This window comes from Caballeronia sp. S22 (assembly GCF_964261745.1).
Classification (GTDB): domain Bacteria; phylum Pseudomonadota; class Gammaproteobacteria; order Burkholderiales; family Burkholderiaceae; genus Caballeronia; species Caballeronia jiangsuensis.
Window position 1 is genome coordinate 452,749 of record NZ_OZ180037.1, and the last position, 14,741, is coordinate 467,489.

The 14,741-nt window shown below is 57.5% G+C and carries 15 protein-coding genes; 14 read left to right on the plus strand and 1 reads right to left on the minus strand.

Annotation, left to right across the window (positions count from 1 at the left end; genetic code table 11):
• The first annotated feature begins 14 nt into the window (after window positions 1-14).
• The 6 genes from ACEN42_RS25740 to ACEN42_RS25765 all read left to right on the plus strand — a co-directional run bounded on the left by ACEN42_RS25740 (window position 15) and on the right by ACEN42_RS25765 (window position 6,544).
• Window positions 15-1,895, plus strand: coding sequence for a phosphatidylserine/phosphatidylglycerophosphate/cardiolipin synthase family protein (locus ACEN42_RS25740; protein ID WP_371884774.1), 1,881 nt, complete (start codon window positions 15-17; stop codon window positions 1,893-1,895).
• 2 nt (window positions 1,896-1,897) lie between these two features.
• The gene (locus tag ACEN42_RS25745) at window positions 1,898-3,544 is read left to right on the plus strand and encodes a tetratricopeptide repeat protein (protein ID WP_371884775.1); all 1,647 of its coding nucleotides are present in this window, start codon (window positions 1,898-1,900) and stop codon (window positions 3,542-3,544) included.
• Window positions 3,545-3,693: 149 nt separating this feature from the next.
• The gene (locus ACEN42_RS25750; protein WP_371882815.1) at window positions 3,694-4,113 is read left to right on the plus strand and encodes an IS66 family insertion sequence element accessory protein TnpA; all 420 of its coding nucleotides are present in this window, start codon (window positions 3,694-3,696) and stop codon (window positions 4,111-4,113) included.
• A 44-nt stretch (window positions 4,114-4,157) separates the two neighbouring features.
• Complete coding sequence (gene tnpB, locus ACEN42_RS25755) at window positions 4,158-4,454, plus strand: IS66 family insertion sequence element accessory protein TnpB (protein WP_371882816.1); 297 nt, start codon at window positions 4,158-4,160, stop codon at window positions 4,452-4,454.
• Window positions 4,455-4,517: 63 nt separating this feature from the next.
• Window positions 4,518-6,041 carry an IS66 family transposase gene (locus tag ACEN42_RS25760; protein WP_371882817.1) on the plus strand — a complete coding sequence of 508 codons (1,524 nt, stop codon included), beginning with the start codon at window positions 4,518-4,520 and terminating at the stop codon, window positions 6,039-6,041.
• A 14-nt stretch (window positions 6,042-6,055) separates the two neighbouring features.
• Window positions 6,056-6,544 carry a hypothetical protein gene (locus tag ACEN42_RS25765; RefSeq protein ID WP_371882818.1) on the plus strand — a complete coding sequence of 163 codons (489 nt, stop codon included), beginning with the start codon at window positions 6,056-6,058 and terminating at the stop codon, window positions 6,542-6,544.
• Window positions 6,545-7,038: 494 nt separating this feature from the next.
• On the opposite strand, the gene ACEN42_RS25770 is transcribed toward ACEN42_RS25765, so the two are convergent.
• Window positions 7,039-8,186, minus strand: a protein-coding gene (locus ACEN42_RS25770; protein ID WP_371885071.1) for an IS3 family transposase whose coding sequence is annotated in 2 segments (ribosomal slippage) — window positions 7,039-7,937 and window positions 7,937-8,186 — 1,149 coding nt in all. Because the reading frame shifts where the segments join, the coding sequence is not laid out codon by codon here.
• 109 nt (window positions 8,187-8,295) lie between these two features.
• Between ACEN42_RS25770 and ACEN42_RS25775 the strand changes: the two genes are divergently transcribed.
• From ACEN42_RS25775 to ACEN42_RS25810, 8 genes are all read left to right on the plus strand, one after another.
• Window positions 8,296-9,036: a phospholipase D-like domain-containing protein gene (locus ACEN42_RS25775; RefSeq protein WP_371884776.1), complete on the plus strand. Its 741-nt coding sequence runs from the start codon at window positions 8,296-8,298 to the stop codon at window positions 9,034-9,036.
• Window positions 9,037-9,138: 102 nt separating this feature from the next.
• Window positions 9,139-10,683 carry a DUF6396 domain-containing protein gene (locus ACEN42_RS25780; protein WP_371885072.1) on the plus strand — a complete coding sequence of 515 codons (1,545 nt, stop codon included), beginning with the start codon at window positions 9,139-9,141 and terminating at the stop codon, window positions 10,681-10,683.
• A 48-nt stretch (window positions 10,684-10,731) separates the two neighbouring features.
• Window positions 10,732-11,553, plus strand: a complete 822-nt coding sequence (locus ACEN42_RS25785) for a phosphatidylserine/phosphatidylglycerophosphate/cardiolipin synthase family protein (RefSeq protein WP_371884777.1) — start codon at window positions 10,732-10,734, stop codon at window positions 11,551-11,553.
• A 13-nt stretch (window positions 11,554-11,566) separates the two neighbouring features.
• Window positions 11,567-11,986, plus strand: coding sequence for an IS66 family insertion sequence element accessory protein TnpA (locus tag ACEN42_RS25790; protein WP_371882815.1), 420 nt, complete (start codon window positions 11,567-11,569; stop codon window positions 11,984-11,986).
• Between the two features lie 44 nt (window positions 11,987-12,030).
• The gene (tnpB, locus tag ACEN42_RS25795; RefSeq protein ID WP_371882816.1) at window positions 12,031-12,327 is read left to right on the plus strand and encodes an IS66 family insertion sequence element accessory protein TnpB; all 297 of its coding nucleotides are present in this window, start codon (window positions 12,031-12,033) and stop codon (window positions 12,325-12,327) included.
• Window positions 12,328-12,390: 63 nt separating this feature from the next.
• Entirely contained in the window at window positions 12,391-13,914 is a 1,524-nt protein-coding gene (locus tag ACEN42_RS25800) for an IS66 family transposase (protein WP_371882817.1), read from the plus strand.
• A gap of 14 nt (window positions 13,915-13,928) precedes the next feature.
• Entirely contained in the window at window positions 13,929-14,417 is a 489-nt protein-coding gene (locus tag ACEN42_RS25805) for a hypothetical protein (RefSeq protein ID WP_371882818.1), read from the plus strand.
• A gap of 85 nt (window positions 14,418-14,502) precedes the next feature.
• Window positions 14,503-14,688 carry a phospholipase D-like domain-containing protein gene (locus tag ACEN42_RS25810; protein ID WP_374191218.1) on the plus strand — a complete coding sequence of 62 codons (186 nt, stop codon included), beginning with the start codon at window positions 14,503-14,505 and terminating at the stop codon, window positions 14,686-14,688.
• The last annotated feature ends 53 nt before the right edge of the window (window positions 14,689-14,741 follow it).

The following is a 14,741-nucleotide window of genomic DNA, read 5'->3' on the forward strand; positions in this document are numbered from 1 at the left end:
CGGAGAACGAAAACATGAGCAACCTGAAAACTCAAAACACGGCAGACGTTCATATTGATGAAGTTGTACGTCAGGCAATGGGTTCTGCGCAGTGGTTTCTGGAAAACGAGCCGGAAGTCAAGAAATACTACGGCAACAAGTTAAAGTTCATGATCTGTGGTCAAGAGGGCTTTGCTTCGATTGCAGAAGATATTGCGAAAGCGAAGGGCACTGTCGAACTGGTCTGCTGGGGTTTCGATCCGGGAATGGAACTCGTGCGCGGTGGCGACACATGGCCTCGTGGTCAGACTTATGGCGACGTGCTGGAGAAAGCGGCGCAACGAGGGGTGAAGGTACGGATGCTGGTCTGGCACAACACACTTGCCTCGGAGTTTCAGAACAATATGCCGGGCTACACGGATGTGCCGAAGGCCAACAGTCCGATATCGAACTTCGTGCAGTCATTGAACTCTCCGTATGAGAGTGCAGAGAGGCAGAAGTACTGCACCGCCTGGTGGCAGCGCAATCTCGCAAATCGAAACGGACCAGCAGACGAAACGAATCTTCAAATAGTTTTCCGAAGCGCTAGCCCGGGAGATGCATACGCAGGCCTGAAGGACGAAGACGACGTGCCCGCGCTGCCGGGCGAGGGCGCTGCATTGAGCTTCGCTACTCACCATCAGAAGCCTGTTTTGATCGACTATGCACACAATGATGGCACCGGTGCGGTGGGCTATGTCATGGGGCTGAACTCAGTGACGGATTACTGGGACACGCAGAACCATGCAATCGACGATCCGCTGCGAGAGGAAATGAGATTGCCATATAAATTGTGGGGCGGAGTTGCGCCGGGCGAGTTGGATCATGAGTCCGCAATCGAAAATCACGCCGTGTCTTATCAGTACCGTTACGGTAAGCCGTACCAGGACTACGCGTGTCGTGTCGAGGGACCGGCGTTACAGCGACTTCATCAGAACTTTGTACGAGGCTGGAACCGGTCAGCGCCGACGAATTGGCAACTCAAGGAAATCTCGGGAATTCCGCCAAAGATCAAGACCGTGACGGTTGATCCTACGCAAGCCGTGCAGATCGTGCGCACGCAGCCACATGAAAACGAGAAAACGATCAAGAAGCTGTATTTGCAGGCCACAAGTTGGGCGCGCAATTACATCTATATGGAGAATCAGTATTTCTTTTATCCGACGTTCGCGCGCACGCTCAAGGAACATCGGATGGCGTACTGCCAGTCGTGGAGCAGCAAGTCCGGAAAGTCCGTCGCGGAATTACCGAAGCTGCACGTCTTCATCGTGATTCCAAACCCGGAGCGCGATCAGATGATCCCGCGCACGGCTGACGTACTGACTGAGTTGGGCCACGGCGGGGACGTGCCGGAACAGATCAAGTTGATCGATAGCGGTAAGTACAGCCAGAAATACTCGGACAGTCACAAGGGCAAAAACGGTACTCAAGTGCTAAACCGGCCGAGTTTGCAACAACTCTCCGACTCGATGGGGTTGGAGGTGAGCCTCGCGCGACTGCGCACGAGCGGTCTGGATGCGAGTAAGAAGATGGCGTACCGGGAAATCTATATTCACTCGAAGCTGATGTTGATCGACGATGTTTTCGTGACGCTCGGCAGCGCGAATATGAACCAAAGAAGCATGGCGGTGGATAGTGAGATCAATATCGCGGCGACGGGAAAGGAACCGGTCAGTAAGTTGCGGGAGCGGATTTTTACACTGCATTCGGGTGGGGAGATTCGGGGGAGTGGGGATAGGAAGGAGTTGCCGGACGTCTTTGATCATTGGAAAAAGCGCATGAAGCAGAATCAAACTGCCAAGAAAGCGGGAAAAGCGCTAAAGGGCTTTTTGCTTCCATTCGAGGATCATCGTTCGACGACCTCAATGCAAGGATGACGATGAAGCATCCACGTCGCCTGCTTGTATTTATCTTCTTTGCCATATGCCTGCTCGGTTTATCAGCCTGGGTGGGATGCACCACGCCGCTATTCAATCGTATGACTGCTCGACTATCCGATTTTCCCCGCTACACGAAACTGCCGCTGTTCGATCCGCACCGCCAGACGTTCACTTGCGTTTATCAGGATCAGCACATTCCGCCCGTCGATCCCCAGGCCGAGTTATGGTACGAGCAAGCGCTCGAACTGAACGACCCGAACGTATGGTTCGAGAAGCGAAACTGGAACCGCATCTACCAACTGTATGTGCAGGCGGCCGAGCGCAATCATTGGAAAGCGATGTTGAATCTTGCCTCGCTGATTCTCAGTGGTTATCCAATTCCGGAACATGATCCTGAGCTTGCCATTCGCTGGGTCGAGAAGGCGATGAAACTAGGGGTGGCAGATGCGTGGGACCGCATGGGCACGTATCACCAAAACGGGCTGATCAAAGGGAGCGACGCGACCAGCGCCTATGCATTCTTGCAGAAAGCGGCAGACATGGGCAGCCCGGCAGCGTTGACATTCTTAGGGGATAAGCTGGGTGGAACGTACGACGATCCTGAAGGAGATTTTTGGGGGAACCGTCCGATCGCTTTGCAAATGCTGAAATGTGCGATGGCACAGGGGTATGGAGAGGCAGCTTATGAGCTGTCTTTTTATCAAGCGGATGCCAACACGCCTGAAGCGAAAGCGCTCGCATTGCGGACGCTTCAAGAGGGAACCAAGCTAGGAAGTGCGAATTGCGCAAAGTCTCTCGGAAGTGAATTCGACGGATTTGACTTAACAGATGGCACCAATCTGATTGGCTATGTCGACAAAGAACGACATGACCGTTATCGCGTTTTGGCCGACGCGCTCGAATTCTGGCAAGGCCGCTTGAAACTCCCCAACCTTGACAAGGTACTTCCGCTGCCACCCGCGCCGCTTCCAAAATGGAACGGCGATAAGCAGACATTGATCGACGCGGCAAAGGCCGTTACGCCTCCGCCCAAGTCTGCGCAGACGGCCCTACGTAGCGGTCGCGAAGCAGTTCCCGAAGGTTATGCTGTACCGTTACTGAAGAAAGATGCGCACTCGATATCCGGCGACCAGCGCGTGCCCCGGACCGGTTACTGGCTAGCGCTGCATCGCGATATGTCGACATCTCTCGACGCGCGGCCGATTGCAGTCGGCAGTGCCTATCCGCAATATTACAGGGCGGCCGAACCCTTCGAGTCGCCACGCGGCAAATCGATTGCCCTTCGCGATGTTCGTTGGCACTACTTGGGCGAAGCATACAAGCTTGCGACGCAGCCTCATGAGATCCTCGAGATACGGGTCAAGGCTGGCAAAGTAAGGCAACTCACCGATGAACCTCAGTCCCTGCAATGCAGCGGTGAGAAGCGTTGCGCGCAGACTGGCATATGGGAAGCTCGTGTGGCGGCAGACCATCCGTTAGCGGCGCTCTTTAATCGCTGGGACCGACAGGCATTCGTGGAAACTGGGCACGCGTTTCCTGATGTACGTCAGCAGCATCTAGATGTTGCAGCCGGGGAGGTTCGGTGGACGTACCTGGGCAGTCCCAACACGTTGCGCGTGCCGGGCGTGTTTGACATTAGCTTGTAGGCACAGCAACCATCACCGTACGAGTTGGCCGCGCCGGTTGCTTCATATTTGATCGACTATGCACACAATGTATCCGTCAGCGCAACCCGTCTTGAGTGTCCGAGTGCACGATGCGAAGGTTTCGGCATCGTGGTGATTGGAGTGGTGCGATGGACGACGACGTGATGGGGAGAACTGCCGTGCGAACGGGCGCTCGGCGCCCCCGCCAAGGCGAGGCGTTCTGGCGAGAGATGGTGGCAGCATGGAAGATGAGCGGCGTTGGCACTCGGCGCTTCTGCCGCGAACAAGGCCTGGCCGTCAGCACTTTCGGGTTGTGGCGCAAGAAGTTTACGGGCGAGACGCCTGCAACGATTCCGCTGGCTGTGACGGCCGACGCCGCGTTTGTCGTCGCTCGCCTCGAAGGTGAGCCTGCGGCGACACCATCAACTGCGTCGGCCGATACGTCATCGTTGTCAACGCGTGATCGCGTCACCTTATCGATCGCCGGCGTTCGCATCGAAATGAGCGGCGTGCATGCGGAGCGCATTGTGCGCTTCGTGCTCGGACAGCTTGGCGGTACACGGTGCTGATCGCCGCTGACGTTCGAGCTTACATATGCCGCGAGCCGGTCGACATGCGCAAGTCGATCGACACACTGTCGTATCTGGTCGAACCGCTGCTTGCGCAGAAGCCAAGTTCAGGCAACTTGTTCGTGTTCGTCGGCCGTGACCGCAAGAAGGTGAAGTGTCTCTATTGGGACCGTACCGGCTTCGCGCTTTGGTACAAGCGGCTCGAACTTGGGCATTTTCCATCGCCCGCGGCATTGGCACAGCGCGGTTTCACGCTCGCAGAGCTCAATGCATGGCTTGAAGGTATAGAGATTCCGGCGCGCGAACCTCATCGCGCCGTCGCCGTGACGCGCGTTGCGTAAGCGCCTGAATCGCGCGTAATTCAGGGCTGGCGACGCTTGTAAACGTCGCAAGAGTTGGGCATCATGGTTGACATGTTGCCCGCCGCCGTCACTGCCGGGGATCTGCCACTGGAGCTCGAGGCGCTGCAAGCCTTCGCACTCGAACAGAACCGGCTCGCATGCGTGTTGTGGGAGCAACTGGAGAGCCTTCAGCATCAGATCGCACAACTCAATCGCGCACGCTTCGGCGCGAGTTCTGAGCGCCTGGCGGGTCAGGCCGAGTTGTTTGACGCTGCCTTAGATATTCCCGTTCCTCCCGAGCCGGCGAAGGTTCAAGTCACGGGGCACACCCGGAAGGGACGCCCCGCGTTGCCAAAGGACTTGCCACGCACGCGCATCGAATATGACTTGAGCGACGAGCAGAAGGCCGCATTCGACGCGCTTGAGCGCATCGGCGAAGAGCGTAGCGAGACGCTGCACTACGAGCCATCAAGGCTCACGGTCATCGAACATATCCGTTTCAAGTATGCAGCGAAGAAGGATGGCGAGTCGACCATCGTGACGGCGAGCGCTCAACCTTCGCCGCTGCCCAAGAGTAACGCGAGCGCGAGTCTGCTCGCGAACATCCTGGTCAACACCTACGTCGATCATCTCCCGTTGAATCGGCAGGAGATGCGCTATGCGCGCCGTGGCATTCACCTGCCGCGGGCCACGCTGTGCGAATGGAAGCTGGCCGCAGCAGAATTGCTCGCTGCGCTTATGCCACCGCTGCGTGCGCATCAGTTGCAGGCGCCGCGCATGCACGTCGACGACACGACACTGCCTTTGCTTGAGAAGGGCCGCAAGACCACCCGCACTGCTCGATTATGGGGCTATCTGGGTGCGGGCCAACGCGAGGAGAACGGCGTTTGGGTAGATCACCCTCCGGCGGTCGTGTTCGAGTTCGCTGAATCACGCGCGGGCTCGCATCCGCAGGGTTACCTACGAACTTACAAGGGCTACTTGCAGGCCGACGCATACAGCGGGCACGAGGCCCTCTACGAAACCGGCGACATCATCGCGGTCGGTTGTTGGGCGCATTGCCGCCGTCGGTTCTTTGAAATCGCCAAGACCCAAAGCAAGCCGGGACTCGCGGCACAGGCGCTGCAATGGATCGCCCAGCTATACGCCATTGAGTCGCGAATCAACCATCAGACCCCTGACCGCAAATACGCGGCGCGGCAAGCGGAGGCATTGCCGGTACTGGCGAAGTTCCGTCAATGGCTGGAAGGCAACGCCATCGGTTTGCCGACTCAGGCACCGCTCGCCAAAGCGTTTGGCTACGCGCTACGTCATTGGCAAGCGCTGATTCGCTACACTGAGAGCGGTGTTCTGTTACCGGACAACAACGCGTTGGAACGGCAAATCCGGCCGATTGCTCTTGGAAGAGTCAACTGGACCTTCGCGGGCTCGCCGCGAGGCGCTCGTGCGACGGCCACCATGTATTCGTTGCTTGGCACGGCTCGCTTAAACGGTTTCGAACCGTATGCATGGCTGAAGGAAACACTGGAGAAGTTGCCGTCGTATTCCGTCAATCGCGTGCACGAACTGCTGCCGCTTGCCCGCTAGCTACCCCGACATTTATGGACATTCTGGATTCCCTTCGGCAGGCGCCCAGCGCCGAGTTGTATCGCCTCTATCTGACCATCGGCAAAATGCTCGATGACCCCCGACGCATTCTCGAAGTCCGTCAACGACTGCACATCGGCATGACCGTCAGATACATCGGTGACAATCCGTTGGGACCCCCTTCGGAAGGCACTATCACCGAGCTGCGACATACGCAAGCGGTCGTACAGGACAACGTGACTCGACGCCGATGGGCAGTGTCGTATGCGGCGATTCTCCTCGATGCCACCGCAGCCCCAATTCAAAAGGAAGCGCCGCCACCGCGCCCGCGTCCCGAAGAGTTCTTCATCGGCGACACCGTGGGATTCACCGACAAGCATCTAAACGAGCGTGTCGGCACCGTCGTCAGGCTGAACGCCAAAACGGCGTCGATCGCCGTGACAGACTCCGAAGGACACTGGCGCGTCTCGTACGGTCTATTACGGAAAATCCTCGATATTTGATTGAAGCCCTGTCAACACGGGATGCGCTGACGGATACCACACAATGATGGCACCGGTGCGGTGGGCTATGTCATGGGGCTGAACTCAGTGACGGATTACTGGGACACGTAGAACCATGCAATCGACGATCCGCTGCGAGAGGAAATGAGATTGCCATATAAATTGTGGGGCGGAGTTGCGCCGGGCGAGTTGGATCATGAGTCCGCAATCGAAAATCGCGCCGTGTCTTATCAGTACCGTTACGGTAAGCCGTACCAGGACTACGCGTGTCGTGTCGAGGGACCGGCGTTACAGCGACTTCATCAGAACTTTGTACGAGGCTGGAACCGGTCAGCGCCGACGAATTGGCAACTCAAGGAAATCTCGGGAATTCCGCCAAAGATCAAGACCGTGACGGTTGATCCTACGCAAGCCGTGCAGATCGTGCGCACGCAGCCACATGAAAACGAGAAAACGATCAAGAAGTGTAGTGGTTCAGTATTCTTGGACACCGATTACGCAGTTTGCACCTTTAAATCCTCGAACTCGGCCGGCGGCATGTGACGCGCGGCCGAGTGCAAGCGTTCCTGGTTGTAGTACATCAAGATGTAAGTCAGCACATCGGCGCGAGCCTCGGCGTGATCACGGTATGCGTGCTCGCCGATGCATTCTCCTTTGAGCGTACAGAAGAAGCGCTCGACGACGGCGTTGTCCCAACAGTTTCCTCTGCGGCTCATGCTCTGCACGATCTCGTGCTCCTTAAGAAACTGCTGGAACGTCAAACTCGCATAGTTGCTTCCTTGGTCCGAGTGGAACATCAATCCCGGTTCGGTACGCCGCGTTTGAAGTGCGACCTGTAACGCGCCAATCACCAAGAACGTGTCACAGGAACCCGAGGTCGCCCAGCCGACTACACGCCGGGAATACAGATCGATCACCACAGCCAGATACATCCAGCCCTGCTGCGTCCAGATATACGTCACGTCGCCCGCCCAGAACCGGTTTGGAACCGTCACGGTGAATGCCCGATCGAGCCGGTTTTGCGCAATCGCCGATGCTTGCGTGCGCTTCACATAACGATGCGTGCGACGTACCCGCGCCTGCACACCGCCTTCGCGCATGAGGCGACGCGCACGCTCGCGTCCCACCGCATGGCCCCGACGCTTCATTTCCTGCGATATGCGCCGACTGCCATAGCTTTGCCGCATCTGCGCATGAATCGCCTGCACCTCGCGCACCAGCCCCGTACGTACCGGACGTGCCTTGCCCTGCCGCGCCTTCCATGCGTAGTAACTGCTGCGCGCCACGCCGACTACACGACACAGCGTCGCCGTCGGATATGCCTTCTCTGCCTGCCGGATCACTTCGAATCGCGGTCCAGTTCCTTGACAAAGAAGGCCGTGGATTTTTTTAGAATGTCGCGCTCCCGTTCGAGCTCCGCCACTCGTTTCTCAAGTGCTCGAACCCTTAGCTGTTCAGCGCTGCCGCCCTCGGCTGCGCTCACCGGTGCACCCGCAACCGGCCGGCGATTGCCGATCCAGCGCCGCAACGCCGTCTCTCCAATGCCCAACGCCTTCGCCGCCTTCGTCACCGTGTAGCCCTGCTCCAGCACAAGCGCCACTGCCTCGCGCTTGAATTCCTCTGAAAATTCTCTTCTGCCCATTTGACACCTCGCTGGTCGATCAAAGTCTACCTTTCGAAGTGTCCAAGATTGCCAGACCACTACAAAGCTGTATTTGCAGGCCACAAGTTGGGCGCGCAATTACATCTATATGGAGAATCAGTATTTCTTTTATCCGACGTTCGCGCGCACGCTCAAGGAACATCGGATGGCGTACTGCCAGTCGTGGAGCAGCAAGTCCGGAAAGTCCGTCGCGGAATTACCGAAGCTGCACGTCTTCATCGTGATTCCAAACCCGGAGCGCGATCAGATGATCCCGCGCACGGCTGACGTACTGACTGAGTTGGGCCACAGCGGGGACGTGCCGGAACAGATCAAGTTGATCGATAGCGGTAAGTACAGCCAGAAATACTCGGACAGTCACAAGGGCAAAAACGGCACTCAAGTGCTGGACCGGCCGAGTTTGCAACAACTCTCTGACTCGATGGGGTTGGAGGTGAGCCTCGCGCGACTGCGCACGAGCGGTCTGGATGCGAGTAAGAAGATGGCGTACCGGGAAATCTATATTCACTCGAAGCTGATGTTGATCGACGATGTTTTCGTGACGCTCGGCAGCGCGAATATGAACCAAAGAAGCATGGCGGTGGATAGTGAGATCAATATCGCGGCGACGGGAAAGGAACCGGTCAGTAAGTTGCGGGAGCGGATTTTTACGCTGCATTCGGGTGGGGAGATTCGGGGGAGTGGGGACAGGAAGGAGTTGCCGGCGCTTTTTAAACAGTGGGATCGTCGTATGAGCAGAAACGCGAAAGCGAAAAAGGATGGTGAACTCTTAAACGGCTTTCTACTTCCCTTCGTGGATCACCGCTCGACGACTTCAATGCAAGGTTAACAATTGAAGCGTCCACGCCGATTGCTTGTATTCGCCTTTTTCTCCGCATGCGTGCTCGGCTTATCTGTCTGGGCTGGATGCACCACGTTGCTATTCAATCGTATGACTGCTCGACTATCTGATTTGCCCCGCTACACGAAACTGCCGCTGTTCGATCCGCACCGCAAGACGTTCACTTGCGTCTATCAGGACCAACACATTCCGCCCATTGATCCGCAGGCCGAGTTGTTATACGAGCAAGCGCTCGAACTGAATGGTCCCAACGTATGGTTCGAGAAGCGGGACTGGAACCGCATCTACCAACTGTATGTGCAGGCGGCCGAGCGCAATCATTGGAAAGCGATGTTGAATCTCGCCTCGCTGATTCTCAGTAGCTATCCAATTCCGGAACATGATCCTGAGCTTGCCATTCGCTGGGTCGAGAAGGCGATGAAACTAGGGGTGGCAGACGCGTGGGACCGCATGGGCACATATCACCAAAACGGGCTGATCAAAGGGAGCGACGCGACCAGCGCCTATGCGTTCTTGCAGAAAGCGGCAGACATGGGCAGCCCGGCAGCGTTGACATTCCTAGGGGATAAGCTGGGTGGAACGTACGACGATCCTGAAGGAGATTTTTGGGGGAACCGTCCGGTTGCTGTGCAAATGCTTGAGTGTGCGATGGCACAGGGCTACGGAGAAGCAGCCTACGAACTGTCTCTCTATCAGGAGCAGCCTAATACAACGGCAAAGGCTCTCGCATTGAAGACCCTGCATGAAGGTACAAAGTTAGGATGTGCAAATTGCGCAAAAGCGCTTGCTACCGAATTCGAAGGTTTCGATCTAAGTAATGGCAACAACTTAGTCGGCCACGTCGACAAAGAACGATCCAACCGTTACGCGATACTTGGCGACGCACTCGAATTCTGGCAAGGCCGCTTGAAACTGCCCAACCTTGACAAGGTACTTCCGCTGCCACCCGCGCCGCTTCCAAAATGGAACGGCGATAAGCAGACATTGATCGACGCGGCAAAGGCCGTTACGCCTCCGCCCAAGCCTGCGTGGACCTCCCTGCATAGCGGTCGCGAGGCGGTTCCAGAAGGTCATGCTGTACCTTCACTGACAAAAGATGCGCGCTCAATATCCGGTGACCAGCGCGTGCCCCGGACCGGTTACTGGCTAGCCCTGCATGGCGATATGTCGACATCTCTCGACGCGCGGCCGATTGCAGTCGGCAGTGCCTATCCGCAATATTACAGGGCGGCCGAACCCTTCGAGTCGCCACGCGGCAAATCGATTGCCCTTCGCGATGTTCGTTGGCACTACTTGGGCGAAGCATACAAGCTTGCGACGCAGCCTCATGAGATCCTCGAGATACGGGTCAAGGCTGGCAAAGTAAGGCAACTCACCGATGAACCTCGGTCCCTGCAATGCAGCGGTGAGAAGCGTTGCGCGCAGACTGGCATATGGGAAGCTCGTGTGGCGGCAGACCATCCGTTAGCGGCGCTCTTTAATCGCTGGGACCGACAGGCATTCGTGGAAACTGGGCACGCGTTTCCTGATGTACGTCAGCAGCATCTAGATGTTGCAGCCGGGGAGGTTCGGTGGACGTACCTGGGCAGTCCCAACACGTTGCGCGTGCCGGGCGTGTTTGACATTAGCTTGTAGGCACAGCAACCATCACCGTACGAGTTGGCCGCGCCGGTTGCTTCATATTTGATCGATTATGCACACAATGATGGCACCGGTGCAGTGGGCTATGTCATGGGGCTGAACTCAGTGACGGATTACTGGGACACGCAGAACCATGCAATCGACGATCCGCTGCGAGAGGAAATGAGATTGCCATATAAATTGTGGGGCGGAGTTGCGCCGGGCGAGTTGGATCATGAGTCCGCAATCGAAAATCACGCCGTGTCTTATCAGTACCGTTACGGTAAGCCGTACCAGGACTACGCGTGTCGTGTCGAGGGACCGGCGTTACAGCGACTTCATCAGAACTTTGTACGAGGCTGGAACCGGTCAGCGCCGACGAATTGGCAACTCAAGGAAATCTCGGGAATTCCGCCAAAGATCAAGACCGTGACGGTTGATCCTACGCAAGCCGTGCAGATCGTGCGCACGCAGCCACATGAAAACGAGAAAACGATCAAGAAGCTGTATTTGCAGGCCACAAGTTGGGCGCGCAATTACATCTATATGGAGAATCAGTATTTCTTTTATCCGACGTTCGCGCGCACGCTCAAGGAACATCGGATGGCGTACTGCCAGTCGTGGAGCAGCAAGTCCGGAAAGTCCGTCGCGGAATTACCGAAGCTGCACGTCTTCATCGTGATTCCAAACCCGGAGCGCGATCAGATGATCCCGCGCACGGCTGACGTACTGACTGAGTTGGGCCACGGCGGGGACGTGCCGGAACAGATCAAGTTGATCGATAGCGGTAAGTACAGCCAGAAATACTCGGACAGTCAGTATCCGTCAGCGCAACCCGTCTTGAGTGTCCGAGTGCACGATGCGAAGGTTTCGGCATCGTGGTGATTGGAGTGGTGCGATGGACGACGACGTGATGGGGAGAACTGCCGTGCGAACGGGCGCTCGGCGCCCCCGCCAAGGCGAGGCGTTCTGGCGAGAGATGGTGGCAGCATGGAAGATGAGCGGCGTTGGCACTCGGCGCTTCTGCCGCGAACAAGGCCTGGCCGTCAGCACTTTCGGGTTGTGGCGCAAGAAGTTTACGGGCGAGACGCCTGCAACGATTCCGCTGGCTGTGACGGCCGACGCCGCGTTTGTCGTCGCTCGCCTCGAAGGTGAGCCTGCGGCGACACCATCAACTGCGTCGGCCGATACGTCATCGTTGTCAACGCGTGATCGCGTCACCTTATCGATCGCCGGCGTTCGCATCGAAATGAGCGGCGTGCATGCGGAGCGCATTGTGCGCTTCGTGCTCGGACAGCTTGGCGGTACACGGTGCTGATCGCCGCTGACGTTCGAGCTTACATATGCCGCGAGCCGGTCGACATGCGCAAGTCGATCGACACACTGTCGTATCTGGTCGAACCGCTGCTTGCGCAGAAGCCAAGTTCAGGCAACTTGTTCGTGTTCGTCGGCCGTGACCGCAAGAAGGTGAAGTGTCTCTATTGGGACCGTACCGGCTTCGCGCTTTGGTACAAGCGGCTCGAACTTGGGCATTTTCCATCGCCCGCGGCATTGGCACAGCGCGGTTTCACGCTCGCAGAGCTCAATGCATGGCTTGAAGGTATAGAGATTCCGGCGCGCGAACCTCATCGCGCCGTCGCCGTGACGCGCGTTGCGTAAGCGCCTGAATCGCGCGTAATTCTGGGCTGGCGACGCTTGTAAACGTCGCAAGAGTTGGGCATCATGGTTGACATGTTGCCCGCCGCCGTCACTGCCGGGGATCTGCCACTGGAGCTCGAGGCGCTGCAAGCCTTCGCACTCGAACAGAACCGGCTCGCATGCGTGTTGTGGGAGCAACTGGAGAGCCTTCAGCATCAGATCGCACAACTCAATCGCGCACGCTTCGGCGCGAGTTCTGAGCGCCTGGCGGGTCAGGCCGAGTTGTTTGACGCTGCCTTAGATATTCCCGTTCCTCCCGAGCCGGCGAAGGTTCAAGTCACGGGGCACACCCGGAAGGGACGCCCCGCGTTGCCAAAGGACTTGCCACGCACGCGCATCGAATATGACTTGAGCGACGAGCAGAAGGCCGCATTCGACGCGCTTGAGCGCATCGGCGAAGAGCGTAGCGAGACGCTGCACTACGAGCCATCAAGGCTCACGGTCATCGAACATATCCGTTTCAAGTATGCAGCGAAGAAGGATGGCGAGTCGACCATCGTGACGGCGAGCGCTCAACCTTCGCCGCTGCCCAAGAGTAACGCGAGCGCGAGTCTGCTCGCGAACATCCTGGTCAACACCTACGTCGATCATCTCCCGTTGAATCGGCAGGAGATGCGCTATGCGCGCCGTGGCATTCACCTGCCGCGGGCCACGCTGTGCGAATGGAAGCTGGCCGCAGCAGAATTGCTCGCTGCGCTTATGCCACCGCTGCGTGCGCATCAGTTGCAGGCGCCGCGCATGCACGTCGACGACACGACACTGCCTTTGCTTGAGAAGGGCCGCAAGACCACCCGCACTGCTCGATTATGGGGCTATCTGGGTGCGGGCCAACGCGAGGAGAACGGCGTTTGGGTAGATCACCCTCCGGCGGTCGTGTTCGAGTTCGCTGAATCACGCGCGGGCTCGCATCCGCAGGGTTACCTACGAACTTACAAGGGCTACTTGCAGGCCGACGCATACAGCGGGCACGAGGCCCTCTACGAAACCGGCGACATCATCGCGGTCGGTTGTTGGGCGCATTGCCGCCGTCGGTTCTTTGAAATCGCCAAGACCCAAAGCAAGCCGGGACTCGCGGCACAGGCGCTGCAATGGATCGCCCAGCTATACGCCATTGAGTCGCGAATCAACCATCAGACCCCTGACCGCAAATACGCGGCGCGGCAAGCGGAGGCATTGCCGGTACTGGCGAAGTTCCGTCAATGGCTGGAAGGCAACGCCATCGGTTTGCCGACTCAGGCACCGCTCGCCAAAGCGTTTGGCTACGCGCTACGTCATTGGCAAGCGCTGATTCGCTACACTGAGAGCGGTGTTCTGTTACCGGACAACAACGCGTTGGAACGGCAAATCCGGCCGATTGCTCTTGGAAGAGTCAACTGGACCTTCGCGGGCTCGCCGCGAGGCGCTCGTGCGACGGCCACCATGTATTCGTTGCTTGGCACGGCTCGCTTAAACGGTTTCGAACCGTATGCATGGCTGAAGGAAACACTGGAGAAGTTGCCGTCGTATTCCGTCAATCGCGTGCACGAACTGCTGCCGCTTGCCCGCTAGCTACCCCGACATTTATGGACATTCTGGATTCCCTTCGGCAGGCGCCCAGCGCCGAGTTGTATCGCCTCTATCTGACCATCGGCAAAATGCTCGATGACCCCCGACGCATTCTCGAAGTCCGTCAACGACTGCACATCGGCATGACCGTCAGATACATCGGTGACAATCCGTTGGGACCCCCTTCGGAAGGCACTATCACCGAGCTGCGACATACGCAAGCGGTCGTACAGGACAACGTGACTCGACGCCGATGGGCAGTGTCGTATGCGGCGATTCTCCTCGATGCCACCGCAGCCCCAATTCAAAAGGAAGCGCCGCCACCGCGCCCGCGTCCCGAAGAGTTCTTCATCGGCGACACCGTGGGATTCACCGACAAGCATCTAAACGAGCGTGTCGGCACCGTCGTCAGGCTGAACGCCAAAACGGCGTCGATCGCCGTGACAGACTCCGAAGGACACTGGCGCGTCTCGTACGGTCTATTACGGAAAATCCTCGATATTTGATTGAAGCCCTGTCAACACGGGATGCGCTGACGGATACGACAGTCACAAGGGCAAAAACGGTACTCAAGTGCTGGACCGGCCGAGTTTGCAACAACTCTCCGACTCGATGGGGTTGGAGGTGAGCCTCGCGCGACTGCGCACGAGCGGTCTGGATGCGAGTAAGAAGATGGCGTACCGGGAAATCTATATTCACTCGAAGCTGATGTTGATCGACGATGTTTTTGTGACGCTCGGCAGCGCGAATATGAACCAAAGAAGCATGGCGGTGTAGTGGTCTAGCAATCTTGGACACTTCGAAAGGTAGACTTTGATCGACCAGCGAGG

Bases quoted from the DNA above. Each gene is read 5' to 3' on its own strand.
- ACEN42_RS25790 (WP_371882815.1), top strand. From the start codon at position 11,567: ATGGACGACGACGTGATGGGGAGAACTGCCGTGCGAACGGGCGCTCGG.
- ACEN42_RS25750 (WP_371882815.1), top strand. From the start codon at position 3,694: ATGGACGACGACGTGATGGGGAGAACTGCCGTGCGAACGGGCGCTCGG.
- ACEN42_RS25780 (WP_371885072.1), top strand. From the start codon at position 9,139: ATGACTGCTCGACTATCTGATTTGCCCCGCTACACGAAACTGCCGCTG.
- ACEN42_RS25745 (WP_371884775.1), top strand. From the start codon at position 1,898: ATGAAGCATCCACGTCGCCTGCTTGTATTTATCTTCTTTGCCATATGC.
- ACEN42_RS25775 (WP_371884776.1), top strand. From the start codon at position 8,296: ATGGAGAATCAGTATTTCTTTTATCCGACGTTCGCGCGCACGCTCAAG.
- ACEN42_RS25760 (WP_371882817.1), top strand. From the start codon at position 4,518: ATGGTTGACATGTTGCCCGCCGCCGTCACTGCCGGGGATCTGCCACTG.
- ACEN42_RS25805 (WP_371882818.1), top strand. From the start codon at position 13,929: ATGGACATTCTGGATTCCCTTCGGCAGGCGCCCAGCGCCGAGTTGTAT.
- ACEN42_RS25765 (WP_371882818.1), top strand. From the start codon at position 6,056: ATGGACATTCTGGATTCCCTTCGGCAGGCGCCCAGCGCCGAGTTGTAT.
- ACEN42_RS25800 (WP_371882817.1), top strand. From the start codon at position 12,391: ATGGTTGACATGTTGCCCGCCGCCGTCACTGCCGGGGATCTGCCACTG.
- tnpB (WP_371882816.1), top strand. From the start codon at position 4,158: ATGCGCAAGTCGATCGACACACTGTCGTATCTGGTCGAACCGCTGCTT.
- tnpB (WP_371882816.1), top strand. From the start codon at position 12,031: ATGCGCAAGTCGATCGACACACTGTCGTATCTGGTCGAACCGCTGCTT.
- ACEN42_RS25740 (WP_371884774.1), top strand. From the start codon at position 15: ATGAGCAACCTGAAAACTCAAAACACGGCAGACGTTCATATTGATGAA.